The sequence below is a fragment of the Marivita sp. genome (assembly GCF_020055635.1).
Lineage (GTDB): Bacteria > Pseudomonadota > Alphaproteobacteria > Rhodobacterales > Rhodobacteraceae > Marivita.
The window spans coordinates 1-17690 of sequence record NZ_JAIPUT010000068.1 but is presented as its reverse complement, the minus strand read 5'-3'; the positions used below and the strand labels follow the sequence as shown (position 1 = coordinate 17690).

Sequence of the window (17690 nt, the reverse complement as noted above, 5' to 3'; positions counted from 1 at the left end):
CGGCTTGTCAGCCGGGCCATTTCCCAGGCCGATCTCGTGCTGACGCCGATGCGCGCCACCACGCTGGATGCAACCATCGGAACCCGGGCGCTGCAACTGATTGCGGAGGAGGAAGAGGCGCTCGACCGGCAGATCCCCCATGCCGTCGTCTTCACCATGACCAAGGCGATCGTGTCGAAGCAGCACAAGGGCATCGAAGCCTCGCTACGAGACCAGGGCGTCGACGTGATCGACCCACCGCTGATGGAACGCGCGGCCTTTTCGGGGCTCTTCGCCTTTGGCGGCGATCTTCATTCGATGCCCGCCCAAGGCAACATGGCCGGCGCGCGCGATAATGCCCGGGCCTTTGCGATGCAGGTCTACAAACGTCTGGCAGGGGAGGGCTAAGCCATGTCCGACAAGAACCCGTTCGGGATTTCGCTGACCCCCGGCAAGCTGAGATCCAAGCCCAAGGACACCAGCCCCAAGACCGTGGCTCGCTCCGACGAGGCGGCAGAGAAACACGGCTTCGTCGACCGTGGGCCGCAAAAGCGCCGTGGCCGCAAACCCAGCCCCCGCACCGGGCAGGTGCATGCCAAGGTGATGCCCGAAGTGGCAAAAGAAATTGCCGCCGAAGCGCGGTTTCGCGGTGTCCAGCAAGGCGTGGTGATCGAAGAGGCTTGGGCGCTCTACAAGGCGAAAAACGACCCGTAGTTTCAGAACGGATGGCCATGTTCAAGACGGGCTTCGCGGCCAAGATTGGCTTGAATGGCGCTGCAGGATGCGCGATGGCACAGGCATCGGTCGGATGCGCGGTCATGCGGCTCGGCACGGAGTGACAAGACAGGCAGGGCAGGGGACACGAGATGATTCAGGATGATCCATCCCAACCCGTCGGCAAGGTGAAACGCTACACGCCTTCGGTGGATGACCGCCTTGCAGCGCCCGCTACGGTGCAGGACCCCGTCACCTCTGATGTCAGTTCTGCAAAGGGCGGCGCGCTGTTGGCAGTCACCGCGCGCTTGGCGGGTACCCGCAAGGCAGACGCGCCCGCCGCATCCTCCGCACAAGCAGGACCAAGGACAATGACCAGCCGCCGCAAGCTAACCCCGATCAAACGCCTGGAACGCTATGTTTCGGCCATCTTCAAGTTCGGGCGCACCGAATACATGGCCAAGGATGCCCGCAAACGCATCACCCACGCCGAATTGCGCATGGACGATATCGAGGGCGAACTCGGCCGTTTCGGACGCGACATCCGCGAGATCTGGCGCAACACCGACCAGATCACCGAACTGCGCCAGATCGTCGAGGACGACCGCCCGACAATCTCGAAATATGTTGCTGATGTCACGGAGGTTTCGCAACGGCTCGAACAGCACCAGGTTCTGACCGACAGCCTGGTGCACGAGTTCCGCAGCGAACGGGCGCATCTGCACACCACGCTCCGCTCCGAGACGTCGCTCCTGGCACGGGTCTTTGCGGATCTGTCGCGCCGGGTGGACCAGATCGGGCAGCGGAGCGGAGCAGCGTCCGAAGACCTGTCGGCCCCGGCCACGCAGATCGACCTGCCCGCCTCCGAGGGGTTCGAAGCCTTCAAGGACAGCTTCTACCACCGGCTGGAAAACCGCTATCGCGGATCGGTCGAAGAGATCGCCGACCGGCTGCGGATCTACCTGCCCGATGTCGAGGCCGCCGTGATGCGCAGCGGCGGCAAGCCGGTCATGGATATCGGCTGCGGCCGGGGCGAATGGCTGGGGCTCCTGAAGCGCGCCGGGATCGACGGCTTTGGCGTCGACACCAACGCGGTGCAGATCGAGGCGGCGAAAGAGCAAGGGCTGGATGTGCGCCTGGGCGATGCGCTCAAGGCGCTGGCCGAGATGGAGGACAACAGCCTCTCGATGATCTCGGCCCACCATCTGGTCGAACACCTGCCCTTTGACGCCGTGGCCTGGATCGCCCGCGAGGCGCTGCGCGTGCTAGCGCCGGGGGGCATCCTGCTCTTCGAGACCCCGCACACCCGCAACGTGCTGGTGGGAGCCACCACCTTCCACACCGATCCCACGCATCTCAAGCCGATGCCGGAACAGGTGTTGACGGTGCTCTTCGACACCGCCGGGTTCGACCCCGTCGAGGTGCGCGCGCTCAATCCCCATGCGCGGTTCCACGAATTCCTGAACACCCCCGATTTCAACGACGAACTGGCCTTCCTGCTGTTTGGTCCGCAGGACCTTGCGGTGCTGGGCACCAAGCCTGCGCCAGCGGACGAGGAGTAAGCCCATGCGCATCGGTGTCCTTCGCACACAGGTTCCCTTCGTGCAGGGCGGGGCCGAACGGCACGCCGCCAATCTGGTCTCGGCCCTCAACGCTTACGGTCATGAGGCGACCGAGATCACGCTGCCCTTCAAATGGTATCCCGGAGAAGTGCTGGCCGATCATATCCTCGCAGCGCGGATGCATGACATCTCGGAATTTGAGGGCGTGCCGGTGGATCTCGCCATCGGGCTCAAGTTCCCCGCCTGGCTCGCCAATCACCCCAACAAGCTCTTCTGGATCATCCACCAGCATCGCTCGGCCTATGACCTCTGGGCCGCCGGCGATGCCGATCTGATGCACGACCCCGATGGCGATGCGCTCCGCGCACTCATCCATGCCGAGGATCGCGCCGCCTTCACCGCCAGCCCGCATCCGCTCTATGCCAATTCCGGCAACGTGGCGAAACGCCTAAACCAGTATCTCGATCTGGAGGCGACACCGCTCTACCACCCGCCGCCCAATGCCGAGGCGCTCTGGCAGGGCGAGTATGGCGACTACCTGTTTGCCCCCGGTCGCATCAACCCCTCCAAACGGCTGGAACTGATCCTGCGCGGGCTGGCCGCGACCCGCTCCAAGATCCGTCTGGTGATCGCAGGTGTGGCCGAAAACCCTGGCTACCAGCAGGACCTGCACGCGTTGGCGCTGGAACTGGGCGTGGCCAACCGGGTGACATGGCTGGGCCGGGTCGATGACGAAACCCTTCTGCGCCACTACGCCGAGGCTCGTGCCGTGGTGTTTGTCCCGCAGGACGAAGATTACGGCTACATCACGCTCGAAGCGATGCTGGCCGCGCGGCCGGTGATCACCGTGACCGATGCGGGCGGTCCGCTCGAATTCATCACCGACGGTCAGGAAGGCCGCGTTACCGCGCCCAAACCCGCCGAGCTGGGCCAGGCTTTTGAAGAGATCATGTCCGACCCGGCCGCGGCAGAACGCATGGGGCAGGCGGGTCTGGCACGTTACAGCGCGATGCAGATCACCTGGGAACACGTGGTCGAAACACTGGCTGGGCGCAGCGATCAAGCGGTGCATCCCACCCCGGTGCCCGGCGACGGAACGGGGCAGGGGGCCACCGCCGCCTCGGAGGAGACCGCAGAAGGCACCACAGGGGCGTCAGAGGCCCCGGCGGAGCTGCCCCGCCAGGACCAGGCCGTTCAGGCGCTCACAGCCGCCATAGCGCCCCCTGCGCCGCCCGAGGGCCTGCCCTTCGACAGCATCGAAGACGTGCTCGCCGCCTATGCCTTCGACGAACTGCCCGGCCTGATGGGCGATGACGCCCCGCCGATCGACAAAGGGCTCGCCAGCTATCTCGGCACGCACTGGACGCGCTACATGACGACCCTGCGGGCGCTGGACGGGCTGGAGATCACCTCCGCGCTCGATGTCGGTGTCTTCCCGCCACTGGTCTTCCAGGCGCTCTTGGCCAACCGCTTTCCCGGCATCGACATGGCCGGTCTCTGGGAAGGCCCCGATCCGTATAGGCAGACCGTCCGATCCGTATGGGATGACGCACTGCCTGGGTTTGAGATCCGGCTCGAAGCCGCCAATTCCGAACGCGACCCATGGCCTTACCCGGACAACAGCTTTGATCTGGTGACCGGGATGGAGATCCTCGAACACCTGGCCCTCGATCCCTATTTCTTCTTTGCCGAGGCGGCGCGTGTCCTGAGACCCGGCGGGCACATCCTGCTGACCACTCCCAACGTCGTCAGCCACCGGGGCGTGAACAAGATGCTGAACGGCACAGCGCCCTATTCGTTCGGCATCTTCGTGCCCTCGGGGGGCGTCTATGGCCGCCACAACCGCGAATACGCGCCCACGGAACTGCCCGAACTGGGGCAGGCGGCAGGGCTCGAGACCGTGTCGCTCAAGACCGTCGATGTCTATGACCGCAAGGTCGACCCGCGCACCGCCGAGCTCCTGGTGGACCGCGAGGACAATCTGAGCTTGCGGGGCGAAACCATCTTCTACCTCGCCCGTAAGGAGGGCCGCGCCACCGGCCTGCCCAAACGCTTCTATCACGGCGACCCTACCCGCATGGCGGGGGCACTTTCGGTCGCCTCGGTCGAGGACAGCACGGGGCTGACCCGCATCGCCCTACACAACCGCTCGTCACAATGGTGGTCGGTGGCGGGGGATCACGCCACCTGCATCCTGGCCGAATGGATCGACACGGACGGCTGCCTGCGCCACCAGCACCTGATGCAGCCCATCACCGCCCCCATCGCGCCGGGCACAAGCGGAGAAATCACCCTGCGCCTCGACGCGGCGGATACAGATGGTCAGGGCAGCCTGCGCCTGCATCTCTACCAGACAGGCGTCGGCAGCATGACAGGCTCGGGCCGCGCGCCCACGCTGACGCTGCCCTGCTCTCAGGACGCCTTCCTACGCGTCGTCCGTTCCACCCCCCTGCCGGGGGACGCGTCATGAAACCAAAGGTGCACTGGGTCTCCCCCATCCCCGAGGCCACGACCGACATCGCGCATTACACCTACCGCATCCTGCCGGAACTGGCCGCGGTGACGGATCTGACCGTCTGGACCGACGCCCGCCACTGGGACCGCGCGGTGGATGCGATCTGCCCGGTGCGCAAGATCGACCCGCACCACACCCTGCCGCGCGATTTCGCGCGCTCCGGCCATGGCGACGGGCCGGATGCGATCTTCATCCATATCGGCAATTCCTGGGCCCATCATGCGGGGTTCCTGCAACTGGCGCGCCGGGTGCCGTCGATCATCGTGCTGCATGACCTCGCCATCCAGGAGATGCTGCACGATTCCATGCGCTTTGCCGGCTTCCCGCGCGATGTCTACGAGGCCGAGATGCTGCGCTGGTATGGCGAGCCGGGGCTGGCCGCCGCGCAGGACGTGCTGGCGCGTCGCTCGGGCGCCAATGTGCTGTCCGAAACCTATCCCGGCTTTCACCTCGCCCTCGACCGGGCCGTCGCGGTCCTGTCGCACACACCTGCCGCTTTCGAGGCGGTGCAGGCGACGGGCATCGTGCCCGCCTACCAGCTCGATCTGCCGTTCCGCCCCTCGCAGACAGCCCCCTCGGCAGAGCGTGCCCAGGACGGCCCCCTGCGCCTCGTGCAGTTCGGCCATATCGGCCCCAATCGCCGCCTCTGGGAAGTGCTCGAGGCGCTCGGGCCGCTCAAGGACGAGATCGACTTCCGGCTCGACATCATGGGCAATGTCTGGGACCGCTCGGTGCTCAGCGAAAAGCTCGAACGCTTCGGACTGGAAGCCCACGTGACCGTGCATGGCTTCGTGCCGGAACCCGAGCTTGACGCCGCGCTGGCCGAGGCGCATCTGGTCTTCAACCTGCGCTATCCGACCATGGGCGAGGCGTCGGGCAGCCAGCTGCGCATCTGGAACGCGTCCGCCGCCGCCGTGGTCACCGATCTGGGCTGGTACGGGTCCTTGCCCGACGACACCGTGTTCAAGATACCCTTGGACGGCGAGATCGCGGCGCTCCGGGATCTGGTGCGCCGAATTCACGGCGAGCGGTCCCTAGGGGCCATCCTGGGCCGGACCGGCCGCGCCCGGCTGGAAGCCCGCCACACACCCGCGCTCTATGCAAAAGGGATCGCCGAAATCGCAGAGCGGTTTCCCGAGGACGCAGCACAGTCCCTCCATGCGCGTCGTCTGCGCGAAACCCTCGCCAAGGTGCCCCACAAAACCCCGCTTTACGAGGCCGCTCTCAAGAAGAGAATGTAAGCGCAGGCGGTTCGTTCAAGGGCGTAGTCTGAGGAGTATCCGTGTATGGTGAGGCCATTTTGGATTTCTTCAGCGGCCCGTTGCGCGGCATTCACAGGGCGCAGAAAATCACGCATTCGTTGCAGATCCCGGATTGCCGAAGGCGCGTAGACTACTCGTGGCATTCCGGAGCAGGCAACTCGTTTTCAGTTCCCCAGCTGGCCAGCCACTGATCGACTTCTTCGGCGGTAGCATGTTGTCCGGTTGCCTGAAATTCTTCCCATGTCCTGAGCATATCCTGCTGCAAGGCTTCGCGCTTTTCTTCGCGCTCGACATATTGGGATATCGCTTCCCGCATGATCCAGTGGGATGTGCGCTTTCGCGTTTCGGCAAGCTGCCGGACGCGGGTCTTCATGTCTTTGTCCAGCTTGATGGGTGTCGAAGATGCCATCTCAGGCTCCCGTTAATAGGTAATATCTTGCGCTACGTTGTAGCATTCTTTGCAAGCCTGCCCATCTTCCTTGCCATATCCGGGCGGTGTCTATCTGGGTCAATATCCAGGTTCTGAGCGCGTTCTGGAGTGTTAATAAGTGTTAGACTCGTGTTACGCCCTCTCGGATCGTGGTTTTTGCAAGCGTCTTCAAGCACTTCCAGATACCCCCCGTGTGCAAAGTGGTGATTCTGCGTGTGTAAAGTGGTGATTCACCGTGTGTAGAGTGGTGATTCCCGAATCGACCAGAGATCGTCCTTTAACCCCTGTGGATAACCTTCTGGTGCGACTCGGTTTTTCCGGCTGAAGCGTGTGTGAAGTGTCGAAGTGCCCGTGTGTGAAATGTCGTTTCGGTCTTGGCGTGTGTGAAATGTCGTTGTACGGTGCTGCGTGTGTGAAGTGTCGTAGAGGAAACGTGCCCATGTCCATAGCGCCAACCGCCTATCCGCTGTTGCCGGACCGCCATCCGCAGGGGGATTTCTTCGTCTGCGACATCCTCGATGCCGCCCCCAAGGGTGACATGGGCTCGATGGAGCACCCGATCTTCTCGCTCTCCACCAAGCCGGACACCCGGCCGCGGAAATACGAACACAACGGCGTCACCATCGAGATCAAACCCTCGGTCGACGGGCTGGCCACGGTGCATGACCGCGACGTGCTGATCTACTGCATCTCCGCGCTCATCAAGGGCATGAACGACGGCAAGGAACCGCAGCAGGTGATCCGCTTTCACGCCGCCGACCTGCTCAAGGCCACCAACCGGATGACCACCGGGCGCGGCTACAACCTCTTGAAAGCGGCGATGGAGCGGCTGGCCGGCACACGCATCTCGACCAACATCACCACCGGCGGGCAGGAGATCTTCGAGACCTTCGGCCTGATCGAACGCGCCCGCATCGTGCGCGAAACCCGCGACGGGCGCATGCAGGAAGTCGAGGTCAAGCTTTCGGACTGGGTCTTCAACGCGATCCGCGCGCAAGAGGTGCTGACGCTTTCCCGCGAGTATTTCCGCCTGCGCAAGCCGCTGGAGCGGCGCATCTACGAGCTGGCGCGCAAGCATTGCGGCCGCCAGAAGGAATGGCGCGTCTCGATGGAGGTGCTGCAGAAGAAATGCGGCTCGGGATCGACCCTGCGCGAATTCCGCCGCCTGGTGATGACCATCGCCAAGGAGGACTCCGAATACGGGCACATGCCGGATTATCAGATCCGCATCGATGACGAGAAAGACCAGCTCATCGTTCGCAGCCGCGGCACCGTGGGCGACGACCGCTCCCATGCGGTGGACATCCCGCCGCTCGATCCGGACGTCTACGACATGGCCCGTGCCGCCGCCCCGGGCTGGGACGTGCACGTCATCGAGGCCGACTGGCGCGCCTGGGCCAGCAGCACGCCGCGCAACCCCGAGATGGCCTTCCTGGGCTTCTGCAAGAAATGGGCGCAGCAGCGGGGCGAGGGGTGAGCGTGCATCGGGTCACTTCGAAAGTCTGGTACTTCGAGCGGATCGCCCCGTGACACCACGATCCTTCGCCGCGCTCTACGCACCGAAACTTCTCATGACAGCGCAGAACTGGGGAGTAATGCCGCATCCCGAAACTGGCTCGGCGATCCGGCGTCTGAAAGACACTCCCGGGGCTTACGGCTACACTCGGACAATCCACGGGGCGTATGACCCGCAAGAGCCCATGCGCGCTCCTGACCTGCGCCCGGACACGCCTGAGGGCGACGCCTACGCGGCCCGGATCGCTGAGCACGGCACCTACCCTGAGCCATGGAACTTTGGTGTCTTTGACGTGCCAGCCGTCCGGCTGTTAGCGCAGCACGGCGTCCATTCGGCCAAGTCTGGCAATTTCATCGAGGTCTATTGCGGCCCCGAAGCGCTCCGGAATCCGAAATACGAACTGGCCCGTCTCACCCTGCCGGCCCTGCCGCTCAAGGGAGAGCACGCGGGCGGCATCCTTTTGGCCCCGGCTTGGCACCACAATTTCTATCACTGGATGATCGATATCCTGCCACGCCTGACGCTTCTGTCGCAGCCCCTGTCCGAAGGTCTGCCGATCGTCGTTCCGGACAGTCTGAAAGGCTTCGCTCGCGGCACGCTTGCGGCCGCGCTTGCGGCACTCGAGATCGAAAACGAGATCGTCATCCTGAGCGACGGGGCGCATCGTTTCGACAGGCTTGTCATGCCGACCAACCTGTCGCGCACCCTGGATGTCTCGCCGAGCCAGCGCGACTTCCTGCGCTCCGTATTCTCACCGAAAGGCACCGACGGGCAAAAGAAGCGGCGCATCTATATCAGCCGGGAAGACGCCCAAGTCCGGCGGATCGCGAACGAGGCCGAAATCAGGGAGATCCTCCTGCCACTAGATTTCGAGATCGTCACGATGTCCGGCCTTTCGGTGCCGGAGCAGGCGGCGCTCTTCGCCTCGGCTGACATCGTCATCACTCACCACGGGGCCGCCATGACGCATCTGGCATTCTGCGATCCGGGCACTGTGGCGATCGAGATCTTCCAAGACGGGCATTTTGCCCCGTGTTTCGCGAAGCTCGCCCAACTGGGCGACCTGCGCTACGGATTTGGCGTGGGCACACCTGTCCAGGGCGATACCCATCTCGATTCTGGACAGCTTGTCGGCCTGCTCGACCGGATCGGGTTGTGATCCAAGCCCAGTACCGTCCTGCCGTCAGAGCCTTTTCAGCTCGGGCAGGATTTTCTGGAAATAGGCAATGGTCCGGCGCAGCCCTTCGTCGAGCTGCACCTTGGGTTCGAAACCAAGCGTGTACCGTGCCTTGTCAATGACCGGCTTGCGTTGTTTTGGATCATCCTGTGGCAAGTCGGTATAGATGATCTCGGACGTGGACCCGGTGATCTCGATGGTTTTCTCGGCAAGCTCCCTGATCGTGAACTCGACCGGATTGCCGAGATTGATGGGGCCTGTCTCGTGGTGACCAGTGTCCATGAAGCGCAAAAATCCCTCGACTAGATCATCGACATAGCAGAAGGAGCGCGACTGGGAGCCATCGCCGTAGAGCGTGATCGGCGCGTTGCTCAGCGCCTGCACGATGAAATTCGACACCACGCGACCATCAGCGTGATGAATGCGCGGCCCGTAGGTGTTGAAGATCCTGGCCACCTTGATCTCGAGCCCGTGCTGCCGGTGGTAGTCGAAGAACAGGGTTTCGGCGCAGCGCTTTCCCTCGTCGTAGCAGGAGCGTGGGCCGATGGGATTGACATTGCCCCAATAGCTTTCAGGCTGCGGATGAACGCTGGGATCGCCGTAGACTTCACTGGTCGAAGCCTGGAAGATCTTGCACTTGAGACGCTTGGCCAGGCCCAGCATGTTGATTGCGCCGTGGACCGAAGTTTTCGTCGTCTGAACCGGGTCGTGCTGGTAATGCACCGGAGAGGCCGGGCAGGCGAGATTGTAGATCTCGTCGACCTCCACATAGAGTGGGAAAGTTACGTCGTGACGCATGAACTCGAAGCGGGGATGATTGTGCAAATGATCAATATTGCGCTTGTTGCCGGTGAAGAGGTTGTCGAGACACAGCACCTCGTGCCCCTGCGCAAGCAGCCGATCAATCAGATGCGAGCCGATGAACCCCGCACCCCCGGTCACAAGAATGCGTTTGCGACTTTCGTAGAGCAGCGTCACATCGGACCCTTTCGAACCAGCGGTCGACTCGATGACCATCATGGAACCATGATGACTACCTTGAAGCAGGGTCAAACGTTCATATTGAAACAGACTGTTTCAAAGCGGGTGTCGTCATTCGTTGCCTTGGTTTCGAAGTTCGGGTCCACTCAAAGCCGGGACGTGCACGTCATCGAGGCAGACTGGCGCGCCTGGGCCAGCAGCACGCCCCGAAACTCCGAAATGGCATTCCTGGGCTTCTGCAAAAAATGGGCGCAGCAGCGGGGCGAGGGGTGAGCGTGCATCGGGGCACTCCGAAAGACCTGAACTCCGAGCGGCGCGTGTCGTGACACCACGATCCGGCGTCTGAAGGACGCCGCCGGTACTCACGGCTACAAGCGGACAATCCAAAAGAAGCGGCGCATCTATATCAGCCGGGAAGACGCCCAGGTCCGGCGGATCGCCAACGAGGCCGAGCTTCGGGAGATCCTCCTGCCACTAGATTTCGAGATCGTCACTATGTCCGGCCTTTCGGTGCCGGAGCAGGCGGCGCTCTTCGCCTCGGCTGACATCGTCATCACTCACCACGGGGCCGCCATGACGCAAAACAGACAGTGATTAAATTTCGGGGAGCTCATTCGAGGTCTGTGTCACCGGTAATGCGTCGCCTGTTAGTTCGGTACCGCTCCCAAGGACGGTAATCTCGTACAAGTCTTTTGCGACCATGTGCCAAGAGCGCAGTTCCGTCTCTCGGATACGCGCTTCAAGTGCTTCACGATGATCAGTATCGGCTACGAGCCGCAAGACCGCGTCAGCAATGCTTTTTACAGACTCCGGATCACAATACTCAACCATGTTCCCGCCCACCTCTGGCAAAGACGACGAGTTGGACACGACCGCAGTCTTTCCGAAGCTCAAAGCTTCCCCAACAGGCAAGCCCCAGCCCTCGAACAGACTGGGCATCGCAAGAAAGAGGCAGTTCTTGTAAAGTCTTGTCAGGGCTTCTTCGCTGGGACTTTCAAGGACCGACACATACCCGTATATGTTGCCTGTGGCATGCAGCAGATCCTTGAGAGATTGGATCATGACGCTCTGTTTGCCCGCAATCACGAGCCTCGGCAGATCGACATGCCCTTGATCGATCAAGCTCTTCCAAGCCAGTGCAAGCCGCCACAGATTTTTTCGCGGCTCAACGGTGCCCACACACAAGACATAAGGGGAACCGAGAGCTTCTCTCGTGGCATCGGAAAGATGTATGATCGTGCCCAGATCGGGCAAGCACTTCAACCGATCATGTTGCTTCCCTAGGCTTTCATTTTCACTGAATTGGCGGGAGGCTTGAATCTTGTTCTCATCATCAAAACGATCTTGAGCCAGGCTTAGAACTCGAATCTCTCGATCTTCTCCAAACTGGTCCAAAAAGATTTCGAGATCGCGACGCGTTGCGTGGGAAACTGTCAGATAGGAATCAGTGAAGTCTAACGACCCTGTAATCCATCTCTCGAAGTCTAAAGGCAGAAAGCCCGGTGTCGTCTCAGGAGAGATGATTGGTATCAGGTCGTGGACAAGTGTGTAGACATGACATCCTGCGTCTCGAGCTCTCTTGAAAGTCGAAAAATATCTCTCATTCCACGTTGAATCGAGCAATACCAGCCTGTCGCCTGATCTCATCATATCGGCGACAAGATGTGGTTCGGCCAGATTTTTTACGGAAAAGTTTTTTTCGCTCTTTCTAATTTTTATCCATTCATCAGCGGTAATTCCAAACCTCTTGAATTTCCTGTTTTTGCCCATTTTGGCAAAAATATCGAATTGAAACTTATAAAACTTGAGTTTTAGAGGTTTTGTTGCATACCGCTGCAAAATTACATCAGAAGTTTCTAATGTTGTTCTTTCGAAGAAAGCGGCCTGCAGGAGGGCAGGGGACCTCATCACTTTCGAACCTAAGTCTTCAAGAGATACGCATTTATGCTTTCTGTCTTTACGATCTAAATATGTGATAAATACATTGCTTGCTGTATGTATCTCACCGATCTCAGAAACCAACATCGAAACAACGCGCTGAATTCCAGTATAATGACCGGAGTGTCGAATATGGTTTAGCAAGGAAGATACGTCGAAAAACAGACGAGTTTCGTTGGTGATCATTAAGGTGTTCCAGCGCGCCAGTCGAGTTTTGTGGGTGACTATGGCGTCTCCTCAACGTAGTCAATCAGGATCGTTCGAAGGTTAATCTCCTCTACTGGGGTAGGCTTGGCTTGACCTCTCTAGGTTACAAGGGGTTAGGGTGCGCGAGCGCCCACGTGCCGGAGCCGCCTCTGCGAACGATGCAAACAGGCGCTGCTCAAGCGGTCGCCATGCACGGTGCAGGCTTGGTGTCGAAGATACTTGCAGCAGCGTTGAGGAACACACTAGTAAGTCGGATGATCCATCCCAACATCAAAGACCCAAGGCTTCAACGTAAGCAATGATGACATTCAAGAGAAAACCCAGAACCTTTATATTCACGGTTATTAGTCAAGAATATGCCAGATTGGGTATGGCGTGGGGCCTTCAGGTCGAACGAGTTACAGGACTTGTCCCCCACTTTATCTGCGCGGACGCAGAATCACTGCAGATTTTCTCTTCTGCGGGATTTCCATGTACCGCATATATTTTCGATAACTCTGCCATTTCTTCCGTGGAGGAGAGCTATGGAGATATCCACTTTCCAACTAAAAAGGCGGTATTCACGGTTTCGTTGAAGTTTGCTATTGCATCCAAGTATCTCAAGGCTGGCCGTTCTGTTTTGTTCAGTGACGTAGACGCAATTTGGATGAAAAATCCCCTTCACGAGATTGGCGACATTGACGCAGATTTCATCTTCCAACCTGGATCATTTCCTGAAAACGTAAAGAAGCAATGGGGGTTTTCTGTATGTACTGGGTTTTTCTTCATTCGATCTAACGCTCAAACGATCATATTTTCAGACGCTGTTCATGACAAGTTCGACGGAGATGATCAGCGCACTCTGAATGATGTTCTTATAGAGAATTATGATATTGAATGGTCAAGCCGCCCTGAAAAATGGGAGCACTGTTCCTTGCAAAATGGCTGGACCAAACCGGTTTTTGGTGTTTGCCGTAAAACGGGCTTTTCGGCTGCAGCATTGGCCCATTCATATTACCAGCGCCATGCAGCTTGCAAGGAGACATGCGGACATGCCGTCATTTGTCACCCCAATTCCCCGAAGGATCAAGAAGAGAAATTTGGGACGTTGGAGGGGCTTGGGATAGACCTTGAAGCCTTACTTGGGTCACCTCTTACGGGAACAAGCACACCTAAGCCAAGAGGGGTTCTGAGCCGGGCCAGGAGGGTTTGGAGGTCCCGCCGGAACTGAAGTTCGAACGATGTCAGATCGTTGACAATGTACTGGAAAGAATCGAGAAATCTTCTAATATTTCTGCGATGATTAAAAGTAACAATTTTGGTTGCAGTGCACTTGATAGCTGCGCTGTTGAGCAGCGGATGCTCCATCTGCTTGGTTGTTGGGCAACTTCATCATCACCTCAAATTGTGATTTCTGCATAGTAAAGGAACTACTCATGGCCCTCGATTTTTCGAATCTTTCACCTGAAGAACGTGTCACTGCGATTTTTGTTGGCTACTACAATCGTGCACCGGCTGTGCCTGGTAAAGATCAATATGTTAATGACTTTTCAACCGGTCAGACACCTGCGGACGTCGCAAGGTCGTTTGTTCCACAGACCGAGACGCTCAATCTTTACCCGTCTCTGAACAGTGCGGAGATCACGCAGGCTGACGCGATTCAACTTGTTACGGACGTCTTCCAAAACCTTTTCAATCGAGCCCCAACCAACATCGGTCCCGACAACTTCTGGGTCAACAAGCTGCTGACCGAAGAAGGCGTAGAGGTCGGCCAGGTCATTCTGGATATAATGAGCGGTGCTCAAGGTAACGACTTGGCCGTGCTGCAAAACAAGATCGACGTTGGTCTCGCGTATGTCACAGCTGCGGAAGCCGCCGGTGACAACGGGACGGGCGCTCTGAAAGATACGATCTTGGACAACGTCGACGCTACGCCAGGGTCCGTTTCAGCCGCGACCGCCACCATCGGTGCGGCCTTCCCGGTTTCGGGTGAAACGATCATCCTGACCACGTCTCAGGACCAGCCGGGCGGGGGCGCTGGGGCAGACACCCAGGGAACCGGGGATGCTGATTCATACTCTGCAACAATCTCGGCCAATGGCACTGGTACGCTACAAGACAATGATTTGATTGCGGCCGGCGGGGGCACAGACTCCCTCGCGGTGCGTGTCATTTCCTTAGGTAACGGCGAGACGGTTGCCCCTGCAGCCACAGGTCTTGAAGAAATTATCGTTGATAATCAGGCCACAAATGGCACTTTTGTTTTGAATTTCGTAGCAATTGGCGGTGAAACTTCGGTGACCTCCACCATGAGTGGTTCGACGAATGGACTATTTACTGATTTTACCAATCTTGATGAAGGCACGAACATCAGACTGGTCGACATGGATGGCGAAACGACCGCTAGCTTCAAAGGAGATCGAAGCGCCTCAACCAATGATGTCATTGATCTGTATGTAGAGAACTCCGGAAGTCTTGAAGACAGTGCGGTCTTCTACGCAGCCACCACTGCTCCAGCATCGGACACAACTTTCGAGATTGTTAATATTGAAACGAGTGGCACAGGCTCTTCTGTTCTGGACTTACAGGGCATGGAGCTTCTGTCACTTGTCGTCACAGGTGATCAAAAGCTCTTCCTCGAAGACACAGATGATAATTTCAGTACCATTCAAACTGTGAATGCAAACGGAATGACCGCGGGCGGCCTTGCCATAAATGCCGAAGACAACAACGTGTCCTCGTTTTCCTTTATCGGGAGCGGCGAGGCAGACTCTCTGGAGTTAAACAACGCGTTGTTTAACAACGCAAATACCTTGTCGCTCAATGGAAACGGCGGTCTCGATACGTTGATTGTAGAGACGTTTGCCAACTTGTCGCCATCTTCGATCAATCAAGTCACCGGATTTGAAATCTTGGAAGCCTCAAATGCGGTCTCAAGCCTTGCTGCAAGCGATTATACAAACTTCGATACCTTCGTGTTTGCCGGCCAGACATCGAATAGCAGTCGCCTCAACATCACCGGGATAACGAACCAAGACAACTTCATTTTCACTTCAGATCAAGGCCAGTCTGATGAAACGGTTCGGTTCTCCGGCCAGAATGCAGGAACCTCAATCTCTTTTGAAATGCAGGCCCAAAGCGGGGCAGGAGGAGAAATTCGGATTGTTACAAATACCAATTCTGGCAACGACAATGCTGCTATTGGATTCGGTAACTCCAACATTTCTTCGGTCGAGATCGTTTCCAGTGGCACCAACACCGAGGCGAACGTCATCCGGTCGGTCGATACCGGCAGTAACCTATACTACGCTTTTGACAATCAAAACGGGCCAAATAATTTCGCGATTTCCGGATCTCAAGCACTCACAATTACGGCTGAAGTTGGCGTCAATCTGAACGCCAGCTCTGACGAGCGTGGTTTTGAAAGTGCTGTCAATCTTGACGCCTCTGATGCAACAGGAAACCTTCGCATTGCCGGTTCTGGCAGCGCGGACGTCCTTCAAGGCGGCTCCGGGGATGACATCCTCTATGGGTTGGGCGGCGATAATGTTTTGATTGGTAATGACGGCTCCGATCAGTTCCGGTTTTCCAATTGGAGCGGAAGTTCGACACTTCAGGATTTCGTTGTTGGGCAAGATAAAATTGGCTTGGAGCGTGTGGACTTTGGGAATACCAATGCAACGAGCGCAGGAGCAACTCTTAACTCAAATGACTATATCGAAAATGTCTCATCGATCACGGGGATGTCGAATGCTGAAAGCGATCGTGTAGTTGAACTTCAGTCGACGCTCTCCCAGAATCAGATTGAAAACCAAACAGGTAGCGCCACAGACGCATATGTTCTTGTTTTCAATTCGACCTCTGGAAGGGGCGAGCTTTGGTTTGATGCCGATTGGTCAACAACCGGTGGCAGAAGCCAAACCGCTATTATCGACGATATCACCGATCTGGTTGGACTGACCGGATTGTCGAACAGTGATATTGTAGAATATACCTTTTAAATCAGAGGGTTGTTAATATTTGGCGCTGCTTCTCGGATGATCTTATATGCCCTCGAAGGCTATAAGATCATCCGGGCTGGGCGGTTAACCATTTTCGCATGCGTGCCATGACATTTGTTGAGTCTGACGTGGTATTCTGATTATTCTCCAATGACCGAACGTCTGGTTTTGAGCCTATCTGATCGTTGGACAGAAATCTCGCATAGTCATAAAAGAGAAAATCGTATTTTAGATCTTCCCGGCACTCGGCCAGAAATCCCTCATCAAGATCAATGTCTGGAGACACAGAGCGATCTTCGGAGACATTTTCCTTGGGGATCTCGGTGGGTTCTCTAACTTCGCTCTGGAGCTCGGGGATGCTTTTCACGAATTCGTCCAAGTTCTCGACAGTGCCGACTTTGTAGTCTCCAAGGTTTTGGCATGCTTGTCTGAAGAGTAACGACATCTCTATCTCACGGGCCTTGTCCGTCGATCGTAGGCCAAGCATAAACATAGCCATGTGTTTTTCACTACGACTGTTTTCTGACCTGAAGTAGTCTTCAAAGGTCATGGCTGTCATGGCACGTTGGTCTTTAGTTGCTTTGTCCGGCTCGGTCATTACCGCAAAATGCGCATATTTGTATGAGCTTATAAGTCTTTGGAGTGGGTCACGCAGTAGTACGATTCGCTTCCTTCCAGGAAATAATTCCCGAACCTCGAAGTGATAGAAATGGCCACCGATAGCTGGGATATTTCCAAAATCCTGCTGCAAATTACTTTCAAGAGCTTTGCCATTCTGAAAATATCTACATTCACCCAGTTGCTTTGTAATTAACTGAGTGAAGCTTGTTCCGCCGCATTTTGGTATATGAAGGAATAGCAAGTTGGTGTATTGATCTCGCGTTTTTACTGAAGCTTCGTTCTTCGTCTGTAGGAGCATAGCGTGCAATTAGATGGCAGGTTGGCGATCCCTGATCAAGGAGTTTGTATCTTGCCAAAGGGAGCTAATTCCAAAGATTGGTGACGGCCTTGGTGATGTAGCGATGCTAAGTTGCTTGATCCAATCCCCGAACCAGTCGTGACACTGCGCCCTGGAAGGAAACTGTGGCGCACAAGCTGCTGGTTTTCTTCTTCGTCCAGCAGATGTGCGTGTTTCGAGATTAACGCGCAAACTTCCGTTAGCACGTGCGGTTCTCACCATGCTTTCCGGGTGCAAGCCCAGTGCGGCGGATGAATGACCTCAGCAGGTCCGTTCGGTTGCTCGGGACAGGGCTGAATGATCGATTGCCTCGGCCTTCCTGAGGTCGAGGCCCAGCAGGACAAGCTTCTTGTTCAGACCACCGTAGAAGCGGGGTTCGGAGAGCGCGGTAAACCCGTAGCTGCGACGGTAGAACTCGATCTGCGCTTCCTGGACGGCGGCGACGCCATAATCGGCGTCCCGGCCTTTGTC

At 57.7% G+C, this 17690-nt stretch carries 14 protein-coding genes and 2 pseudogenes; 11 read left to right on the top strand and 5 right to left on the bottom strand.

Translation table 11 applies throughout. The features are described from left to right. The 5 genes and pseudogenes from LCF60_RS20615 to LCF60_RS20595 form a co-directional block, all read left to right on the top strand. Positions 1–387, top strand: a pseudogene (locus LCF60_RS20615) (ParA family protein); the annotation flags it as partial. 3 nt (positions 388–390) lie between these two features. Next, a complete protein-coding gene (locus LCF60_RS20610) occupies positions 391–693 on the top strand; it encodes a chromosome partitioning protein ParB (RefSeq protein WP_292294419.1) in 303 nt (100 codons plus the stop codon). Positions 694–845: 152 nt separating this feature from the next. After that, complete coding sequence (locus LCF60_RS20605; protein WP_292294418.1) at positions 846–2255, top strand: class I SAM-dependent methyltransferase; 1410 nt, start codon at positions 846–848, stop codon at positions 2253–2255. A 4-nt stretch (positions 2256–2259) separates the two neighbouring features. Continuing rightward, positions 2260–4725, top strand: coding sequence for a glycosyltransferase (locus LCF60_RS20600; RefSeq protein WP_292294417.1), 2466 nt, complete (start codon positions 2260–2262; stop codon positions 4723–4725). Then, positions 4722–6011 carry a glycosyltransferase gene (locus tag LCF60_RS20595; protein ID WP_292294416.1) on the top strand — a complete coding sequence of 430 codons (1290 nt, stop codon included), beginning with the start codon at positions 4722–4724 and terminating at the stop codon, positions 6009–6011. The genes LCF60_RS20600 and LCF60_RS20595 overlap by 4 nt, the downstream gene beginning before the upstream one ends. Positions 6012–6162: 151 nt before the next feature. Here LCF60_RS20595 and LCF60_RS20590 read toward each other — a convergent pair whose 3' ends face one another. Next, the gene (locus tag LCF60_RS20590) at positions 6163–6441 is read right to left on the bottom strand and encodes a CopG family ribbon-helix-helix protein (protein WP_292294415.1); all 279 of its coding nucleotides are present in this window, start codon (positions 6439–6441) and stop codon (positions 6163–6165) included. Between the two features lie 460 nt (positions 6442–6901). Between LCF60_RS20590 and LCF60_RS20585 the strand changes: the two genes are divergently transcribed. Beyond that, positions 6902–7939 (top strand): replication initiator protein A, encoded by a 1038-nt coding sequence (locus LCF60_RS20585; protein WP_292294414.1) that lies wholly within the window; start codon positions 6902–6904, stop codon positions 7937–7939. A 49-nt stretch (positions 7940–7988) separates the two neighbouring features. Next, positions 7989–9137, top strand: a complete 1149-nt coding sequence (locus LCF60_RS20580; protein WP_292294413.1) for a glycosyltransferase family 61 protein — start codon at positions 7989–7991, stop codon at positions 9135–9137. A 24-nt stretch (positions 9138–9161) separates the two neighbouring features. On the opposite strand, the gene LCF60_RS20575 is transcribed toward LCF60_RS20580, so the two are convergent. Continuing rightward, complete coding sequence (locus tag LCF60_RS20575; protein WP_292294420.1) at positions 9162–10052, bottom strand: UDP-glucuronic acid decarboxylase family protein; 891 nt, start codon at positions 10050–10052, stop codon at positions 9162–9164. Between LCF60_RS20575 and LCF60_RS20570 the strand changes: the two genes are divergently transcribed. Continuing rightward, on the top strand, positions 9945–10409 hold the full coding sequence (locus tag LCF60_RS20570; protein WP_292294421.1) for a hypothetical protein: 465 nt from the start codon (positions 9945–9947) through the stop codon (positions 10407–10409). The genes LCF60_RS20575 and LCF60_RS20570 overlap by 108 nt on opposite strands. Before the next feature lie 60 nt (positions 10410–10469). After that, entirely contained in the window at positions 10470–10730 is a 261-nt protein-coding gene (locus LCF60_RS24665; RefSeq protein WP_363318446.1) for a glycosyltransferase family 61 protein, read from the top strand. On the opposite strand, the gene LCF60_RS20565 is transcribed toward LCF60_RS24665, so the two are convergent. Continuing rightward, positions 10731–12260 carry a glycosyltransferase family 1 protein gene (locus LCF60_RS20565; protein ID WP_292294412.1) on the bottom strand — a complete coding sequence of 510 codons (1530 nt, stop codon included), beginning with the start codon at positions 12258–12260 and terminating at the stop codon, positions 10731–10733. A gap of 319 nt (positions 12261–12579) precedes the next feature. On the opposite strand from LCF60_RS20565, the gene LCF60_RS20560 reads away from it, so the two are divergent. Both LCF60_RS20560 and LCF60_RS20555 read left to right on the top strand, forming a co-directional pair. Next, positions 12580–13491: a putative nucleotide-diphospho-sugar transferase gene (locus LCF60_RS20560; RefSeq protein WP_292294411.1), complete on the top strand. Its 912-nt coding sequence runs from the start codon at positions 12580–12582 to the stop codon at positions 13489–13491. A gap of 205 nt (positions 13492–13696) precedes the next feature. Next, entirely contained in the window at positions 13697–16261 is a 2565-nt protein-coding gene (locus LCF60_RS20555) for a hypothetical protein (RefSeq protein ID WP_292294410.1), read from the top strand. Positions 16262–16328: 67 nt separating this feature from the next. Here the strand turns inward: LCF60_RS20555 and LCF60_RS20550 are convergent, their stop codons facing one another. Both LCF60_RS20550 and LCF60_RS20545 read right to left on the bottom strand, forming a co-directional pair. Next, positions 16329–17180 (bottom strand): sulfotransferase family 2 domain-containing protein, encoded by an 852-nt coding sequence (locus tag LCF60_RS20550; RefSeq protein ID WP_292294409.1) that lies wholly within the window; start codon positions 17178–17180, stop codon positions 16329–16331. Between the two features lie 300 nt (positions 17181–17480). Further along, positions 17481–17690 (bottom strand): annotated as a pseudogene (locus LCF60_RS20545) (hypothetical protein); the annotation flags it as partial.